24 protein-coding genes and 1 pseudogene are annotated in these 24786 nt (G+C 73.3%); 12 read left to right on the top strand and 13 right to left on the bottom strand.

Annotated elements, in window-relative coordinates; all coding sequences use genetic code 11:
* Positions 1–43: 43 nt before the first annotated feature.
* Positions 44–688 (bottom strand): peptide deformylase, encoded by a 645-nt coding sequence (locus ABTY20_RS30400; RefSeq protein ID WP_352000355.1) that lies wholly within the window; start codon positions 686–688, stop codon positions 44–46.
* A gap of 129 nt (positions 689–817) precedes the next feature.
* Between ABTY20_RS30400 and ABTY20_RS30395 the strand changes: the two genes are divergently transcribed.
* Positions 818–2233, top strand: a complete 1416-nt coding sequence (locus ABTY20_RS30395; RefSeq protein WP_352000354.1) for a PepSY-associated TM helix domain-containing protein — start codon at positions 818–820, stop codon at positions 2231–2233.
* A 50-nt stretch (positions 2234–2283) separates the two neighbouring features.
* Here ABTY20_RS30395 and ABTY20_RS30390 read toward each other — a convergent pair whose 3' ends face one another.
* The 4 genes from ABTY20_RS30390 to ABTY20_RS30375 all read right to left on the bottom strand — a co-directional run bounded on the left by ABTY20_RS30390 (position 2284) and on the right by ABTY20_RS30375 (position 5380).
* Positions 2284–2631 (bottom strand): tetratricopeptide repeat protein, encoded by a 348-nt coding sequence (locus ABTY20_RS30390; RefSeq protein WP_085575228.1) that lies wholly within the window; start codon positions 2629–2631, stop codon positions 2284–2286.
* Positions 2632–2730: 99 nt separating this feature from the next.
* Positions 2731–3393 (bottom strand): response regulator, encoded by a 663-nt coding sequence (locus ABTY20_RS30385; RefSeq protein WP_352000353.1) that lies wholly within the window; start codon positions 3391–3393, stop codon positions 2731–2733.
* Positions 3390–4547 (bottom strand): sensor histidine kinase, encoded by a 1158-nt coding sequence (locus ABTY20_RS30380; RefSeq protein ID WP_352000352.1) that lies wholly within the window; start codon positions 4545–4547, stop codon positions 3390–3392. The genes ABTY20_RS30385 and ABTY20_RS30380 overlap by 4 nt, the downstream gene beginning before the upstream one ends.
* Positions 4544–5380 (bottom strand): CPBP family intramembrane glutamic endopeptidase, encoded by an 837-nt coding sequence (locus ABTY20_RS30375; protein ID WP_352000351.1) that lies wholly within the window; start codon positions 5378–5380, stop codon positions 4544–4546. The genes ABTY20_RS30380 and ABTY20_RS30375 overlap by 4 nt, the downstream gene beginning before the upstream one ends.
* A gap of 250 nt (positions 5381–5630) precedes the next feature.
* Between ABTY20_RS30375 and ABTY20_RS30370 the strand changes: the two genes are divergently transcribed.
* The 4 genes from ABTY20_RS30370 (at position 5631) to ABTY20_RS30355 (ending at position 8605) form a co-directional block, all read left to right on the top strand.
* Positions 5631–6248 carry a hypothetical protein gene (locus ABTY20_RS30370; RefSeq protein WP_352000350.1) on the top strand — a complete coding sequence of 206 codons (618 nt, stop codon included), beginning with the start codon at positions 5631–5633 and terminating at the stop codon, positions 6246–6248.
* Between the two features lie 152 nt (positions 6249–6400).
* Positions 6401–7039 carry a sigma-70 family RNA polymerase sigma factor gene (locus tag ABTY20_RS30365; RefSeq protein WP_352000349.1) on the top strand — a complete coding sequence of 213 codons (639 nt, stop codon included), beginning with the start codon at positions 6401–6403 and terminating at the stop codon, positions 7037–7039.
* Between the two features lie 87 nt (positions 7040–7126).
* Complete coding sequence (locus ABTY20_RS30360; RefSeq protein ID WP_352000348.1) at positions 7127–8104, top strand: threonine/serine dehydratase family protein; 978 nt, start codon at positions 7127–7129, stop codon at positions 8102–8104.
* A 141-nt stretch (positions 8105–8245) separates the two neighbouring features.
* Positions 8246–8605, top strand: a complete 360-nt coding sequence (locus ABTY20_RS30355) for a cupin domain-containing protein (RefSeq protein ID WP_352000347.1) — start codon at positions 8246–8248, stop codon at positions 8603–8605.
* A gap of 100 nt (positions 8606–8705) precedes the next feature.
* Here the strand turns inward: ABTY20_RS30355 and ABTY20_RS30350 are convergent, their stop codons facing one another.
* The 8 genes from ABTY20_RS30350 to rhaI all read right to left on the bottom strand — a co-directional run bounded on the left by ABTY20_RS30350 (position 8706) and on the right by rhaI (position 18706).
* Entirely contained in the window at positions 8706–10016 is a 1311-nt protein-coding gene (locus tag ABTY20_RS30350) for an FtsX-like permease family protein (RefSeq protein WP_352000346.1), read from the bottom strand.
* A 3-nt stretch (positions 10017–10019) separates the two neighbouring features.
* The gene (locus ABTY20_RS30345; protein ID WP_352000345.1) at positions 10020–10805 is read right to left on the bottom strand and encodes an ABC transporter ATP-binding protein; all 786 of its coding nucleotides are present in this window, start codon (positions 10803–10805) and stop codon (positions 10020–10022) included.
* Positions 10806–10929: 124 nt separating this feature from the next.
* Positions 10930–11571 carry a LutC/YkgG family protein gene (locus tag ABTY20_RS30340; RefSeq protein ID WP_352000344.1) on the bottom strand — a complete coding sequence of 214 codons (642 nt, stop codon included), beginning with the start codon at positions 11569–11571 and terminating at the stop codon, positions 10930–10932.
* The gene (locus ABTY20_RS30335) at positions 11568–13094 is read right to left on the bottom strand and encodes a LutB/LldF family L-lactate oxidation iron-sulfur protein (protein ID WP_352000343.1); all 1527 of its coding nucleotides are present in this window, start codon (positions 13092–13094) and stop codon (positions 11568–11570) included. The genes ABTY20_RS30340 and ABTY20_RS30335 overlap by 4 nt, the downstream gene beginning before the upstream one ends.
* Positions 13091–13846, bottom strand: coding sequence for a (Fe-S)-binding protein (locus ABTY20_RS30330; RefSeq protein ID WP_352000342.1), 756 nt, complete (start codon positions 13844–13846; stop codon positions 13091–13093). Before ABTY20_RS30330 ends, ABTY20_RS30335 begins: the two co-directional genes overlap by 4 nt.
* Positions 13847–13919: 73 nt before the next feature.
* A complete protein-coding gene (locus tag ABTY20_RS30325; RefSeq protein ID WP_352000341.1) occupies positions 13920–15365 on the bottom strand; it encodes a rhamnulokinase in 1446 nt (481 codons plus the stop codon).
* Positions 15362–17401 carry a bifunctional aldolase/short-chain dehydrogenase gene (locus ABTY20_RS30320; protein WP_352000340.1) on the bottom strand — a complete coding sequence of 680 codons (2040 nt, stop codon included), beginning with the start codon at positions 17399–17401 and terminating at the stop codon, positions 15362–15364. The genes ABTY20_RS30325 and ABTY20_RS30320 overlap by 4 nt, the downstream gene beginning before the upstream one ends.
* A gap of 144 nt (positions 17402–17545) precedes the next feature.
* On the bottom strand, positions 17546–18706 hold the full coding sequence (gene rhaI / locus ABTY20_RS30315) for an L-rhamnose isomerase (protein WP_352000339.1): 1161 nt from the start codon (positions 18704–18706) through the stop codon (positions 17546–17548).
* A 260-nt stretch (positions 18707–18966) separates the two neighbouring features.
* Between rhaI and ABTY20_RS30310 the strand changes: the two genes are divergently transcribed.
* From ABTY20_RS30310 to ABTY20_RS30280, 7 genes and pseudogenes are all read left to right on the top strand, one after another.
* Positions 18967–20484, top strand: coding sequence for a sugar ABC transporter ATP-binding protein (locus ABTY20_RS30310; protein ID WP_352000338.1), 1518 nt, complete (start codon positions 18967–18969; stop codon positions 20482–20484).
* Positions 20481–21521, top strand: coding sequence for an ABC transporter permease (locus ABTY20_RS30305; RefSeq protein WP_352000337.1), 1041 nt, complete (start codon positions 20481–20483; stop codon positions 21519–21521). Before ABTY20_RS30310 ends, ABTY20_RS30305 begins: the two co-directional genes overlap by 4 nt.
* Complete coding sequence (locus ABTY20_RS30300) at positions 21514–22527, top strand: ABC transporter permease (RefSeq protein WP_352000336.1); 1014 nt, start codon at positions 21514–21516, stop codon at positions 22525–22527. Before ABTY20_RS30305 ends, ABTY20_RS30300 begins: the two co-directional genes overlap by 8 nt.
* A 28-nt stretch (positions 22528–22555) precedes the next feature.
* A complete protein-coding gene (gene rhaS, locus ABTY20_RS30295) occupies positions 22556–23638 on the top strand; it encodes a rhamnose ABC transporter substrate-binding protein (RefSeq protein WP_352000335.1) in 1083 nt (360 codons plus the stop codon).
* A gap of 30 nt (positions 23639–23668) precedes the next feature.
* Positions 23669–23989 (top strand): L-rhamnose mutarotase, encoded by a 321-nt coding sequence (locus tag ABTY20_RS30290; RefSeq protein WP_352000334.1) that lies wholly within the window; start codon positions 23669–23671, stop codon positions 23987–23989.
* Positions 23990–24161: 172 nt separating this feature from the next.
* Positions 24162–24382, top strand: a pseudogene (locus tag ABTY20_RS30285) (Tat pathway signal sequence domain protein); the annotation flags it as partial.
* A gap of 86 nt (positions 24383–24468) precedes the next feature.
* Positions 24469–24786, top strand: a 318-nt coding sequence (locus tag ABTY20_RS30280) for a LacI family DNA-binding transcriptional regulator (protein ID WP_352000333.1), incomplete at its 3' end; no start/stop codon positions are given.

Genomic DNA, 24786 nt, shown 5'->3' with positions numbered 1-24786 from the left:
GGCGCCGGCCGGCGCGCGGCGCACCGAAGGACGGCCGAGGGGCTCACGGCAGGTCGAAGCCCAGGGCCCGGGCCGCCTCGTCCGGTGCCGGCTGCGACCAGCGCTCCGCCACGGACCGGTTGGACGACAGCGAGCGCGGCTCCGCCCGGTCGAGGTACAGGGTGCCGTCGAGGTGGTCCGTCTCGTGCTGCACGATCCGCGCGGGCCAGCCGGTGAACACCTCGTCCAGCGCCCGCCCGTGCTCGTCCTGGCCGGTCAGCCGCACCTCGGCGGGCCGCACCACCACCGCCTGATACCCCGGCACGCTCAGACACCCCTCGAAGAACCCGACCCGCCGGGCGCCGAGCGGCTCGTACGCCGGATTGACCAGCACCCGGAACGGCTGCGGCACCCGCCCGCGCGCCAGGCGCACCTCCTCCGGCACCGGTGCCGGATCCTCGATCACCGCGATCCGCAGCCCCACCCCGACCTGCGGCGCGGCCAGCCCGACCCCCGGCGCCGCGCGCATGGTGACCCGCAGTGCCGTCACGAACCGGGCCAGCAGATCGGGCCCCAACTGCCCTTCGTACGGCTCGGTTTCGTCGCGCAGCACCGGATCACCGGCCGCGACGATGGGCAACGGTCCCTGCACGGTGAGCAGTTGCTCGACCCGCTCGGCCAGGGGCGCGCGATCGTCCGGAGTTCCCATCCCGCCAGGATCGCACGCCCGCCACGTGTGGCGCAGGTCATGGACGGCGTCCGGGAACCGGAGGCCCCGCCGCCCCGACTACTGCACCACCACCCCGTCCGCCAAGACGCCCCCGGGAGAACCCCACCGATGACCACCGCTTCCTCGACCCCCACGGACGAGGCACCGAAACCTCCCGCCCCCGCCCCCGCACCCGCGAGGAGCGCCCGGGCCGGCCTGCGCCCCCTCGTCCTGCGCCTGCACTTCTACGCGGGCGTGCTGGTCGCGCCGTTCCTCCTGGTCGCCGCCCTCACCGGCCTGCTGTACGCCGCCTCCTTCCAGGCCGAGGAGATCGTCTACGACCACGAGCTGACCGTCCCCGTCGGCGACCGCAAGCTGCCCGTCTCCGCGCAGGTGGCCGCCGCCCGCGAGGCCCACCCCGAGGGCACGATATCCGCCGTGCGCCCCTCACCCGGGGCGGACGCCACCACGAGGGTGATGCTGTCCGGCACACCGGGCGTGGACCCCGGTCACACCCTGGCGGTGTTCGTCGACCCGTACACCGCGGAGGTGCGCGGCGCACTGGAACAGTACGGCTCCACCGGCGCGCTGCCCCTGCGCACCTGGATCGACGAGTTCCACCGCGATCTGCACCTCGGTGAACCGGGCCGTCTCTACAGCGAGTTCGCCGCCAGCTGGCTGTGGGTGATCGCGGGCGGGGGAGTGGTGCTGTGGTTCTCCCGGCGCCGCGCCCTGCGCAAGCTGCGCGGCACCGAGGGGCGGCGCCGCACCCTGGCCCTGCACGGCGGTGTGGGAGTCTGGGTCGCGGCCGGTTTCGTCTTCCTCTCGGCGACCGGCCTGACCTGGTCCACCTACGCCGGCGCGAACATCGGCGAACTGCGCGCCTCCCTCGGCCAGGAGACCCCCTCGGTGTCGGCCGAGGCGGCCGGCGAGCACGCGGGCCACGACGCGGCCGGCGGCACGGCGGGCGACGGGGCGCACGGCGCCGGCCTGGACGCGGTGCTCTCGGCGGCCCGGGCCGAGGGCCTGGGCGACCCGGTGGAGATCGTGCCGCCCGCCGACGAGGAGTCCGCGTACGTCGTGCGGCAGATCCAGCGCAGCTGGCCCGAGAAGCAGGACTCGGTCGCCGTCGACCCCGCCTCCGGCGAGGTCACCGACGTGCTGCGGTTCGACGACTACCCGGTCCTCGCGAAACTCACCCGCTGGGGCATCGACCTGCACACCGGCAACCTGTTCGGCCTGGTGAACCAGATCGCCCTGATGGCCCTGGCCCTCACCCTGATCCTGCTGATCCTGTGGGGCTACCGCATGTGGTGGCAGCGGGGCCGCGGCCCCGCCTTCGGCCGGCCGATCCCGCGCGGGGCCTGGCAGCAGGTGCCGCCGTACGTGCTCGTCCCCCTGCTGGCGGCGATCGCCGTCCTGGGCTACTTCGTCCCGCTGCTCGGCATCCCCCTGGCGGCGTTCCTCGCCGTCGACATCGTGCTCGGGGAGGTGGCCCACCGCCGGGGACGGCGGACGTACGGAAGCGGCACGGCGGCGCGATGACGCGCGACGCCCGGTCCCCTCGCCGCGGGGGACCGGGCGCCGGCCGGCCCTCACTCCTCGTCGAAGGAGCCGCCCAGCGCGGCGGCGATCCGCAGATGCGGCCGGGCCTCGTCGTCCCGCCCCTGCCGCTGGAGGGTGCGCCCCAGCATCAGCCGGGCGTAGTGCTCCACCGGGTCACGCTCCACGACGACCCTCAACTCAGCCTCCGCGCGCCGCAGTTGCGCCGAGTGGTAGTAGGCGCGCGCCAGCAGCAGCCGCGGTCCGGTCTGCTCCGGCACCTCCTCGACCAGCCCGCCGAGAACGCGCGCGGCGGCGGCGTAGTCCTTGGCGTCGAAGAACATCCCGGCGCGCTCCCAGCGCTCGGCCGGCGTCCCGTGGTCGTAGTACGTGGTGTCCACTTCTGGCCTCCTTCGAGGCCGACAACGGACCCGGACGCTCCCGTATTCCGCCCGGGACGTGCTCCCGGCCGGCACCGGTGGCCGGCCCGCCGGGGCCGGTCAGGTCGCCAGGCCGTGGCGGTAGGCGTAGACCACCGCCTGGACGCGGTCGCGCAGGCCGAGTTTGGCGAGGATGCGGGAGACGAAGGTCTTCACGGTCTCCTGGCTGATCAGCAGGGCCGCGGCGATCTCGCTGTTGGACAGGCCGTCCGCGATGAGGCGGAGGACCTCCAGTTCGCGGGGGGTCAGGGGGAGGTCCCGCGGCGCCCCGCCCTCGGCGGGGCGGATCCGGGCGGCGTACCGGCCCACGAGCTGGCGGGTCACCTCCGGGTCCAGCAGCGCCGCGCCCATGGCCACGGTCCGGATGCCGTGGAGCAGTTGGGACGGCGGCGCGTCCTTGAGCAGGAACCCACTCGCCCCCGCGCGCAGCGCCTCGTAGACGTACTCGTCCAGGTTGAACGTCGTCACCACGAGCACCTTCACCGGATGCGGCACCCCCGCGCCGGCCAGCAGCCGGGTGGCCTCGATGCCGTCGAGCACCGGCATCCGCACGTCCATCACCACGACGTCCGGACGGAGCCGCCCGGCGAGGTCGACGGCGGCCTGCCCGTCGCCGCACTCGCCGGCCACCTCCAGGTCGGGCTGGGCGCCGATGATGGTCACCAGGCCGGTGCGGATCAGCATCTGGTCGTCGCAGACCAGGACCCGGATCGGTGCGGTCATGCCGTGCTCCCCGTCGGTATGCGGGCCCGTACGACGAAGCCGCCGCCCGTCTCCGGTCCCGCGCTGAAGTCGCCGCCCAGGACGTCGACCCGCTCCCGCAGGCCCGCCAGGCCCCGGCCGCTCCCGCCGGGGGAGGAGGACACCGGGGTGCCGGAACCGTCCGTGCCGACCTCCACGGTGATCTGCCGTTCGCTGTGCCGCACCTCGACCCGGGTGGCGCTGCCGTGGGCGTACTTGAGGGCGTTCGTCAGGGCCTCCTGCACGACCCGGTAGGCGACGAGGTCGGCGCTGCCGGTCGACGGTGCCGGCGTGCCCTCCTCGGTGAACTCCACCGGCTGTCCGGCCCGGCGGGTCTGCTCCACCAGCGTGAGGAGCCGGCCGACGGGCGGTGTCCTGGTCCCGGGGCCGTGGTCGGGGTTGAGCAGGTCGAGCAGGTGCCGCAGGTCGGTGATGGCCCGTCGGCCGGTGTCGGTGACGGCGGTCAGAGTCCGGTCCAGCCGGTCGGGTGCGGCGGTCAGATAGCGGGCCGCCTCGGCCTGCACGACCATGGCCGTCACATGATGGGTCACGACGTCGTGCAACTCGCGCGCGATCCGGGCGCGTTCGGCGGCTCGGGAGTCCTCGGCGACGCGGTGCCGGCGCTCGGCCTCCGCGACCCGGGTGGAGCGCAGCCACGCCCCGATGCCCCACGCGAGGGCCACCGCCAGGTAGAACGTCACGAACTCGCTCGCCGGTTCGCCGGGGCCGGCCCGGTGGAACGCGACCGTCAGCGCCACGTAGGCGATGGTGCACAGGGCCGCGGCGGTGCGCCGGTACCGTTCCAGATACGCCCCGGCGCTCAGCAGCGCGACGGGCAGCGCGATGCCCGCGGGGGAGTGGTAGCCGCGGAGCTGGTCGAGGGCGAACCCGGCCGCCACCAGGGCGAGACAGACGGCCGGCCACCGCCGGCGCACGGCGAGCGGAAGGGCCTGGAGGGCCACCGCCACGAAGGCGAGCGGGTCGAAGGGACGCTCCGGCACACCACCGAGGAGCGTCCCGTGGTTCTGGAAGCCGGGCCACAGCGACAAGGAGAGGACGACCAGCCCGAGCAGGAGGTCCCTGACGGTGACGTCCAGCCGGTGCCACACGTCCCGGAGCCGGTGAGGAGCGATCACCGGGGCAGTCTAGCGGTGGCGGCGGCCCGCTCCGCGCGCCGGCGGCGGGGCACCAGACGGCCGCGCCGGTGGGCCAGCCACAGGAACCCGATCGTCAGCAGCACACCGAACAGCACCGAGTACACGCTCCCCTCCGGGCCGAAGTCACCGCCGGTGATCCACTTGTTGCCCGACGTCGTGGAGTCCAGCAGTCCCTGCTCGGTGTCGTTGCCCGAGACCACGGTGCTGAAGATGCCGCCCGCGGCGAAGTTCCAGCCGAAGTGCACGCCGATCGGCACCCACAGGTTGCGGGTGGCGACGTACGCGGCGGCGAGCATGCCGCCGGCCTCGATCGCGATGGCGAAGGCGCCCCACGCCGTGGCGTCCGGGTTGGGCAGGTGCGCCAGGCCGAACAGCAGCGCGGTCAGCGTCAGCGCGATCCAGGTGCCCAGGTACTCCTCGACGATCCGGAACAGCACCCCGCGGAACAGCAGTTCCTCGGTGACGGCGGCGGCGGCCATGAAGCCGAACAGTCCGGCCGTGCCGCTCAGCGAACCCAGGCCGTGCACCTCGTAATTGCCGGAGGTGAAGAGGTTGGTGACGACCATCGCGAACATCACGACGCCGATCAGCGTCCCCCGGCCGAAGGCCGGCGCGGCGCCGGCCGGGGCCAGCTCCGTGACCGGCCGGCGCTCGGTCCGCCCCACCACCCACCGGTAGACCGGCACCGCGAGCACGGCGGTCAGCGTCCCGAGGGCGAGCGTGAGCCACGGGTCGTCCCGCACCGCGTTCACGCTCTGTCCGCCTACGGCGGAGATCGCCACCACGGCCAGGATCTGCCAGACCACTCTCATCGATGACTCCTTCGTGGGATCCGCGGACCTGCGCCGCGTGCCGTCATGGACGCTACGGTTCCGGTGGCCGGGAATCGTCACCGCACAGTGGACACTTGCCCGTAGCTCGCTCGGGGGACAGACCGTGTCCCGCGCCGACTCCGGTGCCGTCCAAAGGTGTTCGGGGTCACACGCCGGGGAATGAGCCGCGGGCGGGACGGAAGCCGTATCCACGGGCGACCGGTCGGCCCGGATGCGACGACGAGGGGCCATGACTGCTGGACGGGGTGCTCGCACGGGGCGGGCCGCGGTGTTCGCGGCCGTCTGCGTCGTGCTCGCCGCCCTGGGGCACGCCATGATGTCCGGCGACCGCGTTCCCCTGGGGACGCTGGCGGCAGGCTGGGCCGTGACCGGTGCCGCGGGCTGGGGGCTCGCGGGGCGTGAGCGCGGACTGCCGCTGATCACCGCCGTCGCCGTCGCCGCCCAGACGGCCCTGCACTCGGCCTTCTCGCTCCTGGGTCCTTCCGCCGGTCCCACGGACGCGGGAGCGATGCCGCACGGCACGCACGCGCCCGTGCCCACGGGGGCGGGCACGGGCACGGCGGGGCACACGGCGCCCTCCGCCGGCATGCTCGCCGCCCACCTGCTGGCCGCACTGCTGTGCGGACTGTGGCTCGGGTACGGCGAGCGGGCGGTGTTCCGGGTGCTGCGGGCCGTCGGCGGATGGCTGGCCGCCCCGGCGCGGCCGCTGTTCCTCACGCCGGTGCCGCCACGCCGTCCGTCCCTCCGCGTCCGCCGGTGCCGCCGCTCCCGCGGTGCGCCGCGTCTGCTCCTCCTCGTCCACGCGATCACCTCACGCGGCCCGCCCGCCGGAGCCGCTGCCGCCTGACGGCAGCCGGTGCCACCCCGGGCCGCCCCCGCGCGCCCCGGGCTTCGGCCGCGTGCCGGTACAGCCCTGTTCCGCGTACCGCCCGCGCCGCATCCCCGCCGACCGGGCCCGCGCACGCCCGCGGTTCCCGGATCCTCCGCGAAGGACCCCAGGTGATCACTTCCACCCTGCCCACCCCTGCCGGAAGGCCCACCGACGACGCGGCGACCGCCTGGGCGCTGGCCGCCCGCGGCGGTGACCCCGACGCCGTCGACCGCTTCGTCCGCGCCCTGCACCGTGACGTCATCCGCTACGTCGCCCGGCTGTGCGCCGACCCGCAGGCGGTGGACGATCTGACCCAGGACACGTTCCTGCGGGCCCTCGGCAGCCTGCACCGGTTCGAGGGACGTTCCTCGGCGCGCACCTGGCTGCTGGCCATCGCCCGCCGCGCGGTCGCCGACAGCCACCGGTGCGCGGCCGTACGGCCCCGGACGGCGGACGTCCCCGACTGGCAGCTGACCGTGGAACGGGCGCAGCCGCGCGGGCTTCCCGGATTCGACGACGGGATCGCGCTGCTCGACCTGCTGGACCGGCTGCCGGACGAACGGCGCGAGGCGTTCGTCCGCACGCAGTTGCTCGGGCTGCCGTACACGGAGGCGGCGGCCCTCGGCGACTGCCCGGTCGGCACGGTCCGCTCCCGCGTCGCCCGCGCGCGGACGACCCTCGCCGCCCTCGTCACCGAGGCGGAGGAGGCGGGCACGACCGTACGGGAACCCGGGTCCGGACCGGGAATCCAGCGGTTGGACGTATAACCCGGGAAAGGAGGGGGAAGGGGTGCTCATGGCAGCCGCACGGGGCCGGGACGCCGAGCGGGACGTGATTCTCGCCGGAGGCACCACGTGACGACCACCACCCCGCCGGTCGCCCTCGGCGACGTCCGTTCCGCCGCCGAGCGCATCGAGGGCGTCGCACACCGCACGCCCGTCCTGCGCTCCCGCACCCTGGACGCGCTCGTCGGCGCCGAGGTGCACCTGAAGTGCGAGAACTTCCAGCGGGTGGGCGCCTTCAAGTTCCGCGGCGCCTACCACGCGGCCTCCCGGCTCACCCCCGGCGAGCTGTCCCGGGGCATCGCCGCCTACTCCTCCGGGAACCACGCCCAGGCCGTCGCCCTGGCCGCCCGGGAGCTGGGCACCACCGCCGTCATCGTGATGCCCGAGGACGCCCCGCCGTCGAAGCGGGCGGCCACCGAGGGGTACGGCGCCGAGATCGTCACCTACGACCGGTACACCGGCGACCGGGTCGCCGTCGCCGAGGCCCTCGCCGCCGAGCGGGGCCTGACCCTCGTCCCGCCCTACGAGCACCCGCACGTCATCGCGGGGCAGGGCACGGCGGCCCTCGAACTCGTGGAGGAAGCCGGGAAGTTGGGCGCGCTGATCGCACCGGTCGGCGGTGGGGGACTGATCGCCGGAAGCGCCACCGCCGTCAAGGGCCTGCACCCCGCGACCCGGGTGATCGGCGTGGAGCCGGAGGCCGGCGACGACACCAAGAGGTCCCTGGAGGCGGGCCGGCGCGTCGGCGTCCCGGTCCCGCGCACCATCGCCGACGGCCAGGCCCTGCACATCCCGGGCGAGCTGACGTTCTCCCTCAACCGGCGGCTCCTGGACGGGATCGTGCTGGTCGGCGACGACGAGATCAGGGACGCGATGCGGTTCGCCTTCGAGCGGCTGAAGATCGTCCTGGAGCCGAGCGGCGCCACCCCGCTCGCCGCACTGCTCACCGGCCGCGCGGGCCCCCTCCCGCCCCGCGTCGGCCTGATCCTGTCCGGCGGCAACATCGACGCCGACCGCTTCGCCCGGCTCTGCGGTCCGGGCGACTGACGTGCCGGCCTCACCCGGATGGCGGTCCCGGGTGGACGGACGGACGATGGAGTGGTGGGGCCCGGCCCCCGCCGGTGCCGTGCGAGGCGGACGGAGACCGGACCCGGCCGTGCAGGGCGACGGTCGGAAGGGAACAGGGTCATGCTCGAGATCAAAACGCTGGACAAGCCGGACGAGAGGCGCGATTTCCCCAGGGGACACCTGGAAGCCGTCCACATGACAGGGCTGGACTTCGCCGTGGCCACCTTCGAGCCGGGGTGGCGCTGGTCCGAGTCCGTCGGTCCCCTCGCCGGGACGGAGAGCTGCCGGATCCACCACAACGGCTATGTCGTCCAGGGCCGCATGCACATCCGCATGGACGACGGCGCGGAGCAGGAGGTGGGCCCCGGGGACGTCTTCGTCTGCGCACCGGGCCACGACGCGTGGGTCGTCGGCGACGACCAGGTCGTGGTGTACGACTTCGCCGGCGGCATGGCCCAGGAGTACGCCAGGGCCGACTGACCGGCACACCACCCGAGCCGGCCGTCCCCCGCTCCTCCGGTCGCGGGAAACGGCCGAGGGGCGCCCGCCGCGGCGGACGCCCCCGGTGACCGGGCGGGGCTCACGCGGCCGGCGCGACGGCCCGCACCGCCGGCGCGCTCAGCACGCGCCGGGCCGTGGACAGGCTCGTCCCGAAGGTCGCCGCGGCCGTCACCGACACCATGACGAGCCACGTGCCGGGGAACTGCTCCGGCAGCACCCCGTCGGTGCGGACGACCGTGAACGGCACGACGCCGGCCAGCGCGGCCACCGTGCCGAGGAACACGCCCGTGACCGTGAGGATCGCGCCCTCGGCGCCCACCACGCCGAGCACCTGCCCCGGAGTCGCCCCCGCCAGGCGCTGCTGCCCGAACTCGCGGGAGCGGTAGGTGGTCGCCGCGTACAGCGAGTTGACCAGCATGACGCAGACGAAGACCGCGATGATGCCGACGACCGTGAGGTTGAGCGTCTCCAGGTTCTTCGCGTCGACCGACTTCACCAGGCCCGAGGCCGCGACGGCGTCGCTCTCCACCGCCTGCATGGTGATCGTCGCCGTGGACACCGCGGTGAACACGATGAGCGGCACCAGGATCCCGGCGAGCTCGCCGGACCGCTCACGGAGGTTGCGCACGGCCAGCCAGCCGCTCGCACCGCTCAGCGGCAGCCGGTGGAGCACGCCCCTCAGCAGCCGCGGCGACAGCAGCGCGAAACCGACCGACAGCAGGATCGCCCCGTACGCGGCCGGTGCCATCAGCATCTCGTCCGTCGCGGAGAGGAAGAACGTGGCGCAGGCCCCCGCGGCGCCGGTGACCAGCGCGGCGCAGGCCAGGAGCCGCCGTGCCCCGGCTCGTCCCCCGCCGCGCCGCGTCACCCGCCGCACGGCCAGGAACGCGGCGCCCGCCGCCGCGAGCAGCGTGACGCTCACGCCGCTCCACAGCGCGACCGGCCCGAAGGAGTACTCCACCGACCGCGCGACCTGGCCGCCGTCCTGGAACAGGTCCAGCAGCGCCCGCCCGCCGAGCATCGCCGGGCCGACGGCCAGTGCCGCGCCCACCAGGGCCACGACCACCGCCTCACCCACGACCATCCGCTTGATCTGCGCCGGGGTCGCCCCCGAGCAGCGCAGCAGCTCCAGCTCGGCCGCCCGCTGCCGCACGTTCACCGTCAGCGTCGAGGCGACGGAGAAGAACACCAGCAGCGTGCCGTACCCGCCGACCACCCCGGCCGCCGTGCCCAGCGTGTCGGAGCTCACCGGGTCCACGCCCGGCCGCCCGGCCGTGTCGTGCATCGAGTGGAACGTCATGATGACCGCCGCGCCCAGGAAGGCGGACAGCAGCGTCGCGAGGAACCGTCCGGGCCGTCGCCGGATCGACCGCAGGGCCAGTACGAGCACGGTTCACACCCCCGCCGTCGTGTCGTCGCCCAGGTGCGCCAGCCGCTCGGCCACCGCGTCCGCCGTCGGCGCGTCCATCCGGCCGGCGAGACGGCCGTCCGCGAGGAACAGCACGCTGTCGGCCCAGGAGGCGGCGACCGGGTCGTGCGTCACCATCACCACGGTCCGCCCGTGCACCCGCACCGCCTCCCGGAGCAGCCGCAGCACCTCCCGCGCGCTGCGCGTGTCCAGGGCGCCGGTCGGCTCGTCCGCGAAGATCACCCGGGGTTCGGCGACCAGCGCCCGCGCGATCGCGACGCGCTGCCGCTGACCGCCGGAGAGCTGGTCGGGCCGGTGCCCGAGCCGGTCGCCGAGGCCGACGGCGGTGAGGATCTCCCGGGCCCGCCTCCGGTCCACGCGCCGGCCGGCCAGTTTCAGCGGCAGCACGGTGTTCTGCGCGACGGTGAGCGTCTCCAGCAGGTTGTACTGCTGGAAGACGAACCCGATCCGTCCGCGCCGGAACTTCGTCAGCTCCGCCTCGCCGCCGCCCGTCAGCTCGGTCCCGTCGACCCGTACGATCCCGCTGTCGGGCCGGTCCAGACCCGCCGCGCACTGCAGCAGCGTCGACTTGCCCGAGCCGGACGGCCCCATCACCGCGGTGAACGTGCCCCGCGCCAGGCCGAGCGTCACCCCGTCGAGGGCGGTCACGGCGCTGTCCGCCGTCCCGTAGGACTTGGTGACCTTGACCAGGCGCAGTGCTTCAGGGGCGGGTCCCGTGCCGTGGTCGTCTCGTGCCCCGTTGCGCAACATCGTCATCTCCTCCGTCCGGCACGTCCTGTGCCCTGTCCGAGACGCTACGGAGGAGACGGCCGCGCCACACGGTGCGCAGAGCCCGTATCGGGGGGTGTCCTCAGGGACACCCCCCGAAGGGGGCTCACCCGACCAGCACGACCTCCAGGGTGCGCGGGCCGTGCACGCCCTCCACCCGGTCGAGCTCGATGTCGCTGGTCGCCGAGGGGCCGGAGATCCAGGTGAGCGGGCGGGCCGGGTCGAGGCGTTCGAGGGCCTGGGGGACGGAGGAGACGACCTGCTCCGGGACGCGCACCACACAGATGTGGTGGTCGGGGACGAGGGTGATCCGGCGCCGGCCCTGGTCGGGGGAGCCGTCCAGCACGATCGTGCCCGTCTCCGCGACGGCGACCGCGCAGGCGGTGACCACGCTGTCGACCCGGTCCAGCTCGTGCGGGGTGCTCTCCGCCCGGTCCGCGACCCGGGTCACCTCCGACCCGGCGAGCCATTCCCCGTCCAGGCCGGGCGGGACGAGCACCGACGACGCGCCGCGCGCCGTGAGCAGCCCGGCGACGAGCCCGGCCAGCCCGGCCGCGTCCGTGCGGTGCACGATCGCCCGGTAGTCGGCCAGGTTCTCCGCGAGGAGGTCCACCGTCTCCCCGACGGTGCGCGCACCGTGCTCGCGCAGGTAGGCACGGGTGACCGCCCGTTCGTACGGGGCGTCGTCCCCCGGCACGTCGGCGAGGGCGCGCCGCACCCGGCCCAGGATCCGTTCCCTGCTGCTCACTTCGCCGCTCCCTTCCCGCCCCGCGTGCGCTGCCACCAGTCCCGGAACGGCTCCGCCGGCACCGGCGGCAGGTCCCGCGTCCCGCTCCACGCCCGGCCGGGGCCCGGCAGGGTGCGCGGATGGAGGCGGCGGGTGCGCGAGGCGAGCCGCTGGCCGGTGCGCAGGGCTCCGGGGTGCGCGAACGCCCAGCGGGCGGCACGCATCGCGGCGCGTTCGGCGGCGTGCCCCTTGGCCGGCTTGAGCACCACCTTGTTGCCTCCCCGGGTCGCCTCCCCGCCCTGGGCCACCCGCTCCCGCAGGTGCACCAGCACCTCGGGGATGTCGATGGCGACCGGGCACACCTCGTAGCAGGCCCCGCACAGCGACGAGGCGTACGGCAGGGACGCGTCGATCTCGCTGCCGGTGCCCCGCAGCTGGGGGCTGAGGATGGCGCCGATCGGTCCCGGGTAGACCGAGCCGTAGGCGTGGCCGCCGGCCCGTTCGTACACCGGACACACGTTCAGGCAGGCCGAGCAGCGGATGCAGCGCAGCGCCTGCCGGCCCACCTCGTCGGCGAGGGTGTCGGTGCGGCCGTTGTCCAGCAGGACCAGGTGGAAGTCGCGCGGCCCGTCCTCGTCGGTGGTGCCGGTCCACGTCGAGGTGTACGGGTTCATCCGCTCGGCGGTCGAGGAGCGCGGCAGGGTCTGCAGGAACACCTCCAGGTCCTGCCAGGTCGGCACGATCTTCTCGATGCCGACGACCGAGATCAGCGTCTCGGGCAGGGTCAGGCACATCCGCCCGTTCCCCTCGGACTCCACCACCACCAGGGTGCCGGTCTCGGCGACCATGAAGTTGGCTCCGGAGACGCCGACCTTGGCGCGCAGGAACTTCTCCCGCAGGTGCTGCCGCGCCGCCTCGGCGAGTTCGGCGGGCGTGTCCGTCAGCCCCTCCGGGGCGGGGCGGCCCCACTCGCCCATCTCGCGGGCGAAGATCTCCCGGATCTCCCCGCGGTTGCGGTGGATCGCCGGCACCAGGATGTGCGAGGGCCGGTCCTTGCCCAACTGCACGATCAGCTCGGCGAGATCGGTCTCGTAGGCGGCGATGCCCTCCGCCTCCAGGGCCTCGTTGAGCCCGATCTCCTGCGTGGCCATCGACTTGACCTTGACGACCTCCGACTCGCCGGTCGCCTTCACCAGTCGGGCGACGATCCGGTTGGCCTCGTCCGCGTCGACGGCCCAGTGCACGGTGCCGCCCGCCGCCGTCACCGACGCCTCCAACTGCTCGAGATAACGGTCGAGGTGACGGAGCGTGTGGTCCTTGATCCGCTTGCCGGCCTCGCGCAGCTCCGCCCAGTCGGACACCTCGGCGACCGCGGCGGCGCGCTTGGCGCGGATGGTGTGCGTGGCGTGCCGCAGGTTGCCCCGCAGCGTCGCGTCGCCGACCGCCTCGCGGGCGGCCCGGGGGAACGCAGGGGGGGCGGGCGGGGGAAACGCAGGGTGGGCGGGCGGGGGAAACGCAGGCATCCCGACGAACGTTCCGCTCATACGGCCGGTTCCTCCTCCGTGCTCGCCAGGATCTCCGCGATGTGCACCGGCCGCATGCCGGTCCGCAGCCTGGTCATCGTTCCGCCGATGTGCATCAGACAGGAGTTGTCCGCAGCGCACAGCACCTCGGCGCCCGTCGACTCGGCGTTGCGCACCTTGTCGGCGCCCATCGCCGCCGAGACGTCGGAGTTCTTCAGCGCGAAGGTGCCGCCGAAGCCGCAGCACTCCTCGGCGCCCGGCAGCTCGGCCAGCTCCAGTCCCCTCACCGCCCGCAGCAGCCGCAGGGGCCGCTCGCCGAGGCCGAGACCGCGCAGCCCGTGACAGGTGGGGTGGTAGGTCACCCTGTGCGGGTAGTACGCCCCGACGTCGGTCACCCCCAGCACGTCCACCAGGAACTCCGTGAGCTCGTACGTCTTCGGCACCACCGGCGCCAGCGTCGCCGCGAGGGTGTCCCCGCGGCCCTCCGCCCGGGCCCGCTCACCCATCCGCGGGTACAGCTCCCGCACCATCGCCCCGCACGAGCCGGACGGCGTCACGATCGCCTCGTAGTCCGTGAAGACATCGGAGAAGTGCCGGGCGAGCGGTTCGGCCTCGTGACGGTAGCCCGTGTTGTAGTGCGCCTGGCCGCAGCAGGTCTGCGCCGTCGGGAAGTCGACGTCGACGCCCAGCCTGGTCAGGAGTTTCACCACGGCGCGCCCGGTGTCCGGATACAGCGTGTCGTTGACACAGGTCAGGAACAGTGCGACACGCATCGCGGCTCCTCGTGAGATCGATCATCGGGTGAATGCAGGGTAGTGGGGGAGCGGGGACCCGGGGGAGACCGCGTCAGCCCCGGGCGAGCCGGGCCTGTGCCGCCTGCCACCGCTGCGCAGCGCCGCGCGGTTCGTACCGCGTCAGCAGCTGTGTGCGGGTGAGCAGCCGCCGCATCCCGGCCAGGTCGCCGACCAGGCCGTGGGCACGGGCCTGCACCAGTACGTTGCCCAGCGCCGCCGCCTCCGTCGGCCCGGACACCACCGGCAGCCCGCAGGCGTCGGCGGTCAGCTGGCACAGCAGGGCGTTGCGGGTGCCGCCGCCCACGATGTGCACGACGTCGACCGACTGCCCGGAGAGGCGCTGCGCGTCGGCGACGGCCCTGCGGTGGGCCAGGGCCAGCGAGTCGAGGATGCACCGGGTGGTCTCGGCGGGCGTGGCCGGCACGGGCTGGCCCGATTCCCGGCAGGCCTCGGCGATCCGCTCCGGCATCCGCCCGGGCGCGAGGAACGCCGCGTCCCCGGCGTCCACCACCGACCGCAGCGCCGGCACCTTGCCCGCGTCGAGGAGCAGCGCACCCAGGTCCGGCTGCCCCCAGGCCCGCAGGCACTCCTGGAGCAGCCACAGGCCCATGATGTTGCGCAGGTAGCGGACCGTGCCGTCCAGCCCCAGCTCGTTGGTGAAGTTGGCGGCCCGGCTCTCCTCGGTGAGCACCGGTGCGTCCAGCTCCAGGCCGGCCAGCGACCAGGTGCCGGTGCAGATGTACGCGAACCGCTCGCCGCCCGCCGGCACGGCGGCCACCGCGGACGCGGTGTCGTGCGAGCCGACCGCCGTCACCGGGACCGGCCCGGTCAGCCCGGTCTCTTCCAGCACCTCGGGCCGCAGCACCCCGGCCGCGTCCCCCGGCCGGCGCAGCGGCGCGAACAGCGAGAGGTCGATGCCGAGGCGCTCCGCGAGGCCGTGCGCCCAGTCGCGGGTGCGCGGGTCGACCAGCTGGGTGGTCGAGGCGTTGGTCAGCTCCGTGCCCTGCTCACCGGTGAGCCAGTACGTCAGCAGGTCGGGAATCAGCAGCAGCCGCTCGGCCCGGGCGAGTTGAGCGGATCCGCGGGCCGCCGTCAGCTGGTACAGCGTGTTGAACGGCGCGTACTGCAGACCGGTCGCCGCGTACAGCTCCTCGGCGGGCACGGTCGCCCACACCTTCTCCGCGATCCCGTCGGTACGACCGTCGCGGTAGTGCACCGGGTTGCCGAGCAGCGCCCCGTCCGCGTCCAGCAGCCCGTAGTCCACGGCCCAGCTGTCGATGCCGACGGAGTCCACCGCGCCGGCCGCCTTCAGCCCGTCCAGGACACCGGCGTACAGCCCCAGGACGTCCCAGCGCAGCCCCTCGGGCACCCGCACCGGACGGTTGGGGAAGCGGTGGACCTCGGTCAGTTCCAGGCTGTCGGGGCCGACGCGGCCGACCATGACGCGCCCGCTGGACGCGCCGAGGTCGACCGCGGCGTAGGACTTCACGGTGCTCATCGCAGGAACGCGGCGGCGACGCCGGCGTCGACCGGGACGTGCAGCCCGGTGGTGTGGGTGAGGTCGCCGCCGGTCAGCGCGAACACGGCGTTCGCCACGTGCTCGGGCAGCACCTCGCGCTTCAGCAGCGTCCGCTGGGCGTAGAACTCGCCCAGCTTCTCCTCCGGCACCCCGTAGACGGCGGCGCGCTGGGCGCCCCAGCCGCCCGCGAAGATCCCGGAGCCGCGCACCACGCCGTCCGGGTTGACGCCGTTGACCCGGATGCCGTGCTCGCCCAGCTCGGCGGCGAGCAGGCGCACCTGGTGGGCCTGGTCGGCCTTGGTGGCGGAGTAGGCGATGTTGTTGGGGCCGGCGAACACGGCGTTCTTCGACGCGATGTAGACGATGTCCCCGCCCAGCTCCTGCGCGGTCATCACCCGGGCCGCCTCGCGCGAGACGAGGAAGGAACCGCGGGCCATGATGTCGTGCTGGAGGTCCCAGTCCTTCGCGGACGTCTCCAGGAGCGGCTTGGAGATGGAGATGCCGGCGTTGTTCACCACCAGGTCGACCCCGCCGAAGGCGAGCACGGCGGCCTTGAAGGCGGCGGCGATCTGCTCCTCGGACGTCACGTCGACGGTCACGGCGACGGCCTTGTCGGAGCCGCCCAGCTCCTCGGCGACCTCGGCGGCGTTCTCCCCGTTCAGGTCGGCCACGACGACACAGGCGCCCTCGGCCGCCAGCCGCCGGGCGATCGCCCTGCCGATCCCGCTGCCGGCCCCGGTGACGAGCGCGACCCGCGTCGCCAGCGGCTTGGGCCTCGGCATCCGCCGGAGCTTGGCCTCCTCCAGCGCCCAGTACTCGATGCGGAACTTCTCCGACTCCTCGATCGGCGCGTAACGGGAGACCGCCTCGGCCCCGCGCATCACGTTGATCGCGTTGAGGTAGAACTCGCCGGCCACGCGCGCGGTCTGCTTGTCCTTGCCGAAGCTGAACATGCCCACGCCCGGCACCAGCACGATCGCCGGGTCGGCGCCGCGCATCGCGGGGGAGTCGGCCTCCGCGTGCCGCGCGTAGTAGGCGGCGTACTCCTCGCGGTAGGCCGCGTGCAGTTCCTTCAGCCGGGCGACCGCCTCGTCCAGCGGGGCGGACGGCGGCAGGTCCAGGACCAGCGGCCGGACCTTGGTGCGCAGGAAGTGGTCCGGGCAGGAGGTGCCCAGCGCGGCCAGCCGCGGGTGCTCGGCGCGGGCCAGGAAGTCCAGGACGGCGTCGGAGTCGTCGAAGTGCCCGACCTGCGGCCGGTCCTGCGAGGCGACGGCACGGACGTACGGCGCCAGGGCGGCGGCCCGCTCCCGCCGCTCCTCCTCGGACAGCGCCTCGTACCCCTCGATCACCGGCCCGAACGGCTCCGGCCGGCCGCGCTCGGCGAGGAACGCCTCGGCGGTGCGGATGATGTGCAGCGAGTTGCGCTCGCACTCCTCGGAGGTGTCGCCCCACGCGGTGATGCCGTGCCCGCCGAGCACGCACCCGATGGCCCGGGGGTTGGCCTCCTTCACGGCGGCGATGTCCAGTCCGAGCTGGAAACCGGGCCGCCGCCACGGCACCCACACCACGGTGTCGCCGAAGCACTCGGCGGTCAGCTTCTCCCCGTCGGCCGCGCAGGCGAGCGCGATCCCGGAGTCGGGGTGGAGGTGGTCGACGTGGGCGGCGTCGACGAGCCCGTGCATCGCGGTGTCGATCGACGGGGCCGCACCGCCCTTGCCGTGCAGGCAGTAGTCGAACGCGGCGACCATCTCGTCCTCGCGCTCGACCCCCGGGTACACGTCGACGAGCGCCCGCAGCCGGTCCAGTCGCAGCGCGGCCAGCCCCGCCTCGGTGAGCGTCCCGAGGTCGCCCCCGGACCCCTTGACCCACATCAGCTCGACGTCACCCCCGGTGACGGGGTCGGTGCCGGTGCCCTTGGCGGAGGTGTTGCCCCCCGCGTAGTTGGTGTTCCGCGGATCGGCCCCGAGCCGATGAGAACGGGCGAGGAGGGCGGCAGCTTCGGCATTGGTCGCCATGAACGATCAGTCCTTCGGGAAAGAGGGGGAGTGAAACGCCCCGACAGGGGCGCGGGGCGATGTGGGACATGCGGCTACCGCCGCGCGGGCGCGATCAACCACAGACGACCCGCAGCCCGCGACAAACAGAAACCCGGCAGACGCTCACGCGCCCCAGCCGGCCTGCTCACCCCCGACCCGCTCAGCGACGATCCGCTCGGCCCACCCGGACCGCCGGTAGGCGGCAATGGGCTCGGGGTCCAGCCCCATCTCCTCCCGCACCTCACGAAGGAGCGGACGCACGTCCGTGTTGTACGCGTCCATCAGTACGGCGTTCGCCTCGAGCACGTCCCCCGAGGCCTGCGCCTCGCCCAGCGCCGCCCGGTCGACCAGCAGCGCCTTGGCCGTCGCCTCCTGGACGTTCATGACGGAACGGATGATCGCCGGGATCTTCGCCTCGATGTTGTGGCACTGGTCCAGCATGAACGCCACCTCGGGGGTGAACCCGCCCCCGCGGATCACCTCGTACATGATCCGGAACAGCTGGAACGGGTCGGCGGCGCCGACCATCAGGTCGTCGTCGGCGTAGAACCGCGAGTTGAAGTCGAACCCGCCGAGCTTCCCCTCCCGCAGCAGCGTCGCCACGATGAACTCGATGTTGGTCCCCGGAGCGTGGTGACCGGTGTCGACCACGACCTGCGCCTTCTCACCCAGCTTCAGGCAGTGCGCGTAGGCGGTGCCCCAGTCCGGCACGTCCGTCGTGTAGAACGCCGGCTCGAAGAACTTGTACTCCAGCAGCATCCGCTGGTCGTCCCCGAGCCGCTCGTACACCTCGGCGAGCCCTTCGGCGAGCCGGTCCTGGCGGGCCCGGACGTCGTCCTGGCCGGGGTAGTTCGTCCCGTCGGCGAACCACAGCTTCAGGTCCTTGGAGCCGGTCGCGTCCATGATGTCGACGCACTCCAGCAGGTGGTCGACGGCCTTCCTGCGCACCGCCGCGTCCGGGTGGCAGATGCTGCCGAGCCGGTAGTCGTCGTCCTGGAAGGTGTTGGAGTTGATCGCCCCGAGCCTCACCCCGCGGTCCTCGGCGTGCTCGGCCAGCGCCGCGTAGTCCTCGACCCCGTCCCACGGGATGTGCAGCGCCACGGTCGGGGCGACACCCGTGAAGGCGTGCACCTGGGCGGCGTCGTCCAGCTTCTCCTGCGGGGTGCGGGGGACACCCGCTTGCGCGAACACCTTGAAGCGGGTCCCCGAGTTCCCGTACGCCCAGGACGGCGTCTCCACGGCCTGTGTCTTGAGGGCGGCTTTCACCGCGGCGAGCTCGGTCACGTCAGGGCTCCTGTGACATCGGGTCATGACGACCATTGAATGAAACGATTCAGAACGGGAAGCTATGGGTCTCCCGCAGGGGTGTCAACCCCTGCGACGAAGACCGTCCTCCGTGACCAGGCCGAGACCTGAAGGTGTCGAAAGTTTTTCGACCGGGACCCATTGACGTGACATGCGTCGCACGCCTAACGTCCCGGCAACCCAGTTGAAACCTTTCACGACGTCGTGGGGCCTCCCGTCGGCGTCGTCGAGGAGCCCTCATGACCCACCCGTCCGACACGGGTCCGGCCCCGGCCCTCGCGCTGAAGGGCATCTCCAAGTCCTTCGGCGCGGTCCGCGCCCTGCGGGACGTCTCCCTGGAGCTGTTCCCCGGGGAGGTGCACGCCCTCGCCGGGGAGAACGGAGCCGGCAAGTCGACCCTCATCAAGACGCTCGCCGGAGTGCACCGGCCGGACGCCGGCCAGGTGCTGCTCGACGGCGTCCCCGTCGTCTTCCACGGCCCCGGTGACGCCCGCGACGCCGGCATCGCCGTGATCTACCAGGAGCCCACGCTCTTCCCCGACCTGTCGATCGCCGAGAACATCTTCATGGGCCGGCAGCCCCGCCGGGCGCTCGGCCGGATCGACCACCGGGCCACCCGTGACGCGACCGCCGCCCTGATGGAGCGGCTCGGCGTCGAACTCGACCCGGACCGCCCGGCCCGCGGCCTGTCCATCGCCGACCAGCAGATCGTCGAGATCGCCAAGGCGCTCTCCTTCGACGCCCGCGTCCTGATCATGGACGAGCCCACCGCCGCCCTCACCGGCAGCGAGGTCGCCCGCCTCTTCGGCGTCGTGCGCACCCTGCGCGAACAGGGCGCCGCGGTGCTGTTCGTCTCCCACCGCCTGGAGGAGATCTTCGAGATCTGCCAGAAGGTCACCACGCTCCGCGACGGCGCCTGGATCGCCGGCGAGCCGCTGGCCGGCATGACCGAGGACGACCTGGTCCGCCGCATGGTCGGCCGCGACCTCGAGGAGCTCTACCCCAAGCAGGACGCGACACCGGGCGAGGTCGCCCTGAGCGTGCGCCGGCTGACCCGCGAGGGCGTCTTCACCGACGTCTCCTTCGACGTGCGGCGCGGTGAGATCGTCGGACTGGCCGGACTCGTCGGCGCCGGACGCACCGAGGTGGCCCGCGCCGTGTTCGGCGTCGACCGCTGGGACGCCGGCGAGGTCGAGGTCGACGGGCGCAGGCTCACCAACGGCGCCCCGTCCACCGCGATGGCCGCGGGCCTCGCCCTGGTCCCCGAGGACCGGCGCGCCCAGGGCCTGGTGATGGACATGTCCATCGAGCGCAACATCGGCCTCACCGGCCTCCGTACGACCGTGCGGGCCGGCCTGATGGACCGCGGCGCCGAGCGCAGCCGCTCCCTCGACTGGGCCGTCAGGCTCCAGGTCAAGTACGCCCGGATCGCCGACACGGTGAACACCCTGTCCGGCGGCAACCAGCAGAAGGTCGTCCTCGCCAAGTGGCTCGCCACCGGGCCGAAGGTGCTGATCGTCGACGAGCCCACGCGCGGCATCGACGTCGGCACCAAGGCCGAGGTGCACCGGCTGCTGTCGCAGCTCGCCGCCGACGGCGTCGCCGTCCTGATGATCTCCTCCGACCTGCCCGAGATCCTCGGCATGGCCGACCGCGTGCTGGTGATGCACGAGGGCCGGCTCGCCGCCGAGATCCCCCGCACCGACGCCACCGAGGAAACCGTGATGGCCGCAGCCACGGGGAGGGCCGCCGCATGACGGTCGCCGCTCCCGAAGAAGCCCCCCTCGCCGAGGCGCCGAAGGCCGGCGCCACCCGGCTCGTGGACCGCGTCCTCACGATGCGCGAACTCGCCATCCTGGCCGTCCTCCTGGTGATGATCGCCGTCACCCAGGCCGGCAACAGCGAGTTCCTGTCCGAACAGGGCGTCAAGGACCTGCTGCTGAACGCGGCCATCCTGGTCCTGGTCGCCACCGGCCAGTCCCTGGTCGTCATCACCCGCAACGTCGACCTGTCCGTCGGCTCCACCCTCGGCATCAGCGCCTTCGCCGCCGGTGCCCACCTCCAGGACGGCGGGAACCCGGTCGTCGCCGTCGCCCTCGCCGTCCTGCTCGGCACCGGCTTCGGACTGCTCAACGGCCTGCTCGTCAGCCTCGGCCAGGTACCCGCGCTCGTGGTCACCCTCGGCACGATGTACATCATCCGCGGCATCGACTCCATCTGGGTCGGCTCCCGTCAGATCACCGCCGCCGACCTCCCCGGCGGATTCGTCGACTTCGGCTCCGGCGGCATCTCGGCCGTGCCGTATCTGGCGCTGATCGCGCTCGCGGTGCTCGTGGCGACGGCGTACTACCTCAAGCACTTCGGCAGCGGACGCGAGCTGTACGCGCTCGGCTCCAACCCGGAGGCCGCCCGGCTCGCCGGCATCCCCGTACGCAAGAGGATCCTCGCCGCGTACACCTTCTGCGGCGCCCTCGCCGGCCTCGCCGGCGCCCTGTACCTGGCCCGCTTCGGCAACGTCGACTCCGGCACCGGCAACGGCTACGAACTCACCGTCGTCAGCGCGGTCGTGGTCGGCGGCGTGATCTTCACCGGCGGCTCCGGCAGCGTCTACGGCGCGGCTCTCGGCGCGCTGCTGCTGACCTCCGTCAACAGCGTGCTGCCCGCCCTCGGCGTCAGCTCCGTGTGGGTGCTCGCCATCAACGGCATCCTGCTCATCCTCGCCATCGCGGTCGACCGGATCGTCGCGCTGCGCGTGGCCTCGGCCCTGAAGAAGAGGAACGCCCGCCATGCCTGAGTCCCTGACGCGCGCCGTCCGCTGGGACACGGTCGTCGGCGCCCTGCTCGTCGTCGTCCTGCTGCTGTCCTTCACCACCGTCGACGGCTTCGGCAACGCGCTCAACCTGTCGTTCCTCATCGGCAACACCCTGCCGATCGCGCTGATCGCCCTGCCCATGACCCTGCTCGTGGTCTCCGGCGAGATCGACCTGTCCGTCGCCTCCACCGCCGGCCTGTCCGGCGCGGTGATGGGCGCCCTGTGGAACCAGGGCATGACCATCGAGACGATCATCCCGGTCTGCCTCGTGATCGGTGTCGTCTGCGGCCTGGTCAACGGCCTGCTGGTGACCCGCCTCGGACTGCCGTCCCTCGCCGTCACCATCGGTACGCTGGCCGCCTACCGGGGCATCGCGCAGATCGTGCTCGGCTCCGACGCGGTGACCGACTTCCCCGCCCCGTACCTGGACTTCGCCGCCGGACGCATCGGCGACACGTTCGTCCCGTACGCCCTCCCGCCCTTCCTGGCGCTGCTCGCCGTCGCCGTCGTCGCCCTGCACGCCACCCCGTTCGGCCGGTCGCTGTTCGCGATCGGCGCGAGCGAGGAGGCGGCCCGGTTCGCCGGCATCCGCGTCAAGCGGCAGAAGCTGGTCCTGTTCACCCTGACGGGGCTCATGGCCTCCCTCACGGGCGTCTTCTGGGCGCTGCACTACGCCAGCGCCCGCTACGACAACGCCACCGGCCTCGAACTCTCCGTCGTGGCGGCCGTGCTGCTGGGCGGCATCGACTTCGACGGCGGCAAGGGCACGCTCGGCGGAGCGATCGCCGGGGTCTTCCTGCTCGGCGCGCTGCAGAACGTGATGAGCCTCCAGGACGTCTCCGCGCAGTCCCAGATCGTCGTCACGGGTGTGCTGCTGGTGCTGTCCGTGCTCGGCCCGCGCGTCGCCCGGCAGATCGCCGTCGCGCGGGCCGGACGCCGGGCGGCCGCGTCACCACCGGCCCCCAAGGCCCCCGCTCCCACCCCCTGAACCCTCCTCGCCCGCTAAGGAACCCACCATGCGCAAGGCATCCCTCCGCCGCACCTGCGCGGCCCTCGCCGCCGTCACCTCGCTCGCCCTGGCCGCCACCGCCTGCGGCGGCACCACCAAGGAGGACGTCAAGAACGAGGGCGGCGGGGCCGCCCCGGCCGGCAAGGCCGATCCGAACGCGGCCACCAAGAAGGGCCTGACCGTCGGCTTCCTGCCCAAGCAGGTCAACAACCCCTACTTCACCACCGCCGGCAAGGGCGGCGAGAAGGCCGTCGAGGAGCTGGGCTCCACCTACAAGGAGGTCGGCCCCTCCAGCGCCACCGACACCGCCGGGCAGGTCTCCTACGTCAACACCCTGACCCAGCAGCAGGTCGACGCCATGGCCGTCTCCGCGCAGGACCCCGGCGCCCTGTGCACCGCGCTCAAGCAGGCCATGAAGAACGGCATCAAGGTCGTCACCTACGACTCGGACACCACCCCCGACTGCCGCAACGCCTTCGTCTCGCAGGCCGGCGGCGAGGACCTGGGCCGCACCGAGGTGCAGCTGCTCGCCGAACAGATCGACTACAAGGGCGAGATCGCGATCCTGTCCGCCGCGCAGACCGCGACCAACCAGAACGCCTGGATCGAGTTCATGAAGGACGAGCTCGAGGATCCCAAGTACAAGGACATGAAGCTGGTCGAGGTCGCCTACGGCAACGACGACGCCCAGCAGTCCTTCCAGCAGACCCAGGGCCTGCTCCAGGAGCACCCGAGCCTGAAGGGGATCATCTCCCCGACCACCGTCGGCATCAAGGCCGCCGCCCAGTACCTGTCCGGCTCCAAGTACAAGGGCAAGGTCAAGCTGACCGGCCTCGGCACCCCCAACGACATGCGCAAGTACGTCAAGAACGGCACCGTCGAGGCGTTCGAGCTCTGGGACCCGGCCAAGCTCGGCGAGCTGGCCGCGCGCACCGCCGTCGCCCTGTCCTCCGGCCAGATCACCGGCAAGGAGGGCGAGACCTTCACGGCCGGCGCGATGGGCGAGTACACCATCGGCAAGGACGGCGTGATCAACCTCGGCAAGCCCACCGTCTTCAACGCCGGGAACATCGACCGGTTCGACTTCTGATCCCCACTTCCCCCGAAGGAGCGGTACCTCATGCAACGCGTCTGTTTCCTGCTCAAGGTCCGACAGGACCGGATCGCCGAGTACCGCGAACGCCACGCCGCCGTGTGGCCCGAGATGCGCGAGGCGCTCTCGGCCACCGGCTGGCACAACTACTCCCTCTTCCTGCGCGACGACGGCCTCCTCGTCGGCTACCTGGAGACCGAGGACTTCGGGGCGGCCAGGGCCGGCATGGAGGCCACCGAGGTCAACGCCCGCTGGCAGGCCGAGATGTCCCCCTTCTTCGAGTCCCTCGACGGCTCCCGGCCGGACGAGGCGATGAAACCGCTGACCGAGGTCTTCCACCTCGCCTGACGAAGAAGCCCGCGATGCGACGACGCACTCTCCTGGCCGGCGCGCTCCTCGGCACCGCGGCGGCCCCCGCCCTGACCGCCGGCACCGCGCGGGCCGCCGTGCCCGGGCCGCCGGTCACCCGCACCGGCAGCACCACACCCGACGACCGGGCGCTCCGCTTCGTGTCCCACGCGACAACGCCCACGCCGTGTTCCCCACGGCCGCACCGCCGCCGCCTCCGGACACACCGACCGGAAGCTGCCGTACGACGGCGCCGGCCTGAACGCCTTCGGCGAGGTGGTGGTCGACGGGACCCGTGTCGTCCAGGACGGGGTGCCGTCGGTCATGTGCCAGGAGAAGTCCACCGGTACGACGCCCTCGCCCCTGCGCGTGGTCGACTTCCGGCTGCCCGCCCGACCGCGACCGCTCCGGGGCGGCGCTACCGGTAGTGTGAAGGCCCGCCGCGCCGCCCCCCCCGTCTCCCTGGAGGTTCCTGCCCGATGGCCCAGTCGGTGGGTATCAAGGACGTCGCCCGCGTCGCCGGAGTGTCCGTCGGCACGGTCTCCAACGTGATCAACCGCCCGGACACGGTCGCCGCCGAGACCCGGGCCCGGGTGCTGTCCGCCATCGACCGGCTCGGCTACGTGCGCAGCGAGTCCGCCCGTCAGCTGCGCGCCGGACGCAGCCGCATCATGGGCCTGCTCGTCCTCGACATGGGCAACCCGTTCTTCGTGGACGTGGCGCGCGGGGCCGCCCCCGCCCCCCCCGGGGGCCGGGGCGGGGGGTTGTGGTGGACAAACCCCCCCCGAGGGGGGGTA

It is taken from the genome of Streptomyces sp. NPDC126497, from assembly GCF_040302425.1.
Lineage (GTDB): Bacteria > Actinomycetota > Actinomycetes > Streptomycetales > Streptomycetaceae > Streptomyces.
The sequence above is the reverse complement of the archived record's forward strand: the minus strand, read 5'-3'. Positions and strand labels throughout refer to the sequence as shown.

What these genes read in the sequence shown, in the direction of transcription:
- ABTY20_RS30385 (WP_352000353.1), bottom strand. Translation starts at nt 3,393, where the DNA reads ATGACCGCACCGATCCGGGTCCTGGTCTGCGACGACCAGATGCTGATC.
- ABTY20_RS30320 (WP_352000340.1), bottom strand. Translation starts at nt 17,401, where the DNA reads ATGGCGACCAATGCCGAAGCTGCCGCCCTCCTCGCCCGTTCTCATCGG.
- ABTY20_RS30355 (WP_352000347.1), top strand. Translation starts at nt 8,246, where the DNA reads ATGCTCGAGATCAAAACGCTGGACAAGCCGGACGAGAGGCGCGATTTC.
- ABTY20_RS30375 (WP_352000351.1), bottom strand. Translation starts at nt 5,380, where the DNA reads ATGAGAGTGGTCTGGCAGATCCTGGCCGTGGTGGCGATCTCCGCCGTA.
- ABTY20_RS30345 (WP_352000345.1), bottom strand. Translation starts at nt 10,805, where the DNA reads ATGTTGCGCAACGGGGCACGAGACGACCACGGCACGGGACCCGCCCCT.
- ABTY20_RS30325 (WP_352000341.1), bottom strand. Translation starts at nt 15,365, where the DNA reads ATGAGCACCGTGAAGTCCTACGCCGCGGTCGACCTCGGCGCGTCCAGC.
- ABTY20_RS30370 (WP_352000350.1), top strand. Translation starts at nt 5,631, where the DNA reads ATGACTGCTGGACGGGGTGCTCGCACGGGGCGGGCCGCGGTGTTCGCG.
- ABTY20_RS30335 (WP_352000343.1), bottom strand. Translation starts at nt 13,094, where the DNA reads ATGAGCGGAACGTTCGTCGGGATGCCTGCGTTTCCCCCGCCCGCCCAC.
- ABTY20_RS30330 (WP_352000342.1), bottom strand. Translation starts at nt 13,846, where the DNA reads ATGCGTGTCGCACTGTTCCTGACCTGTGTCAACGACACGCTGTATCCG.
- rhaS (WP_352000335.1), top strand. Translation starts at nt 22,556, where the DNA reads ATGCGCAAGGCATCCCTCCGCCGCACCTGCGCGGCCCTCGCCGCCGTC.
- ABTY20_RS30395 (WP_352000354.1), top strand. Translation starts at nt 818, where the DNA reads ATGACCACCGCTTCCTCGACCCCCACGGACGAGGCACCGAAACCTCCC.
- ABTY20_RS30310 (WP_352000338.1), top strand. Translation starts at nt 18,967, where the DNA reads ATGACCCACCCGTCCGACACGGGTCCGGCCCCGGCCCTCGCGCTGAAG.
- ABTY20_RS30300 (WP_352000336.1), top strand. Translation starts at nt 21,514, where the DNA reads ATGCCTGAGTCCCTGACGCGCGCCGTCCGCTGGGACACGGTCGTCGGC.
- ABTY20_RS30400 (WP_352000355.1), bottom strand. Translation starts at nt 688, where the DNA reads ATGGGAACTCCGGACGATCGCGCGCCCCTGGCCGAGCGGGTCGAGCAA.
- ABTY20_RS30290 (WP_352000334.1), top strand. Translation starts at nt 23,669, where the DNA reads ATGCAACGCGTCTGTTTCCTGCTCAAGGTCCGACAGGACCGGATCGCC.
- ABTY20_RS30305 (WP_352000337.1), top strand. Translation starts at nt 20,481, where the DNA reads ATGACGGTCGCCGCTCCCGAAGAAGCCCCCCTCGCCGAGGCGCCGAAG.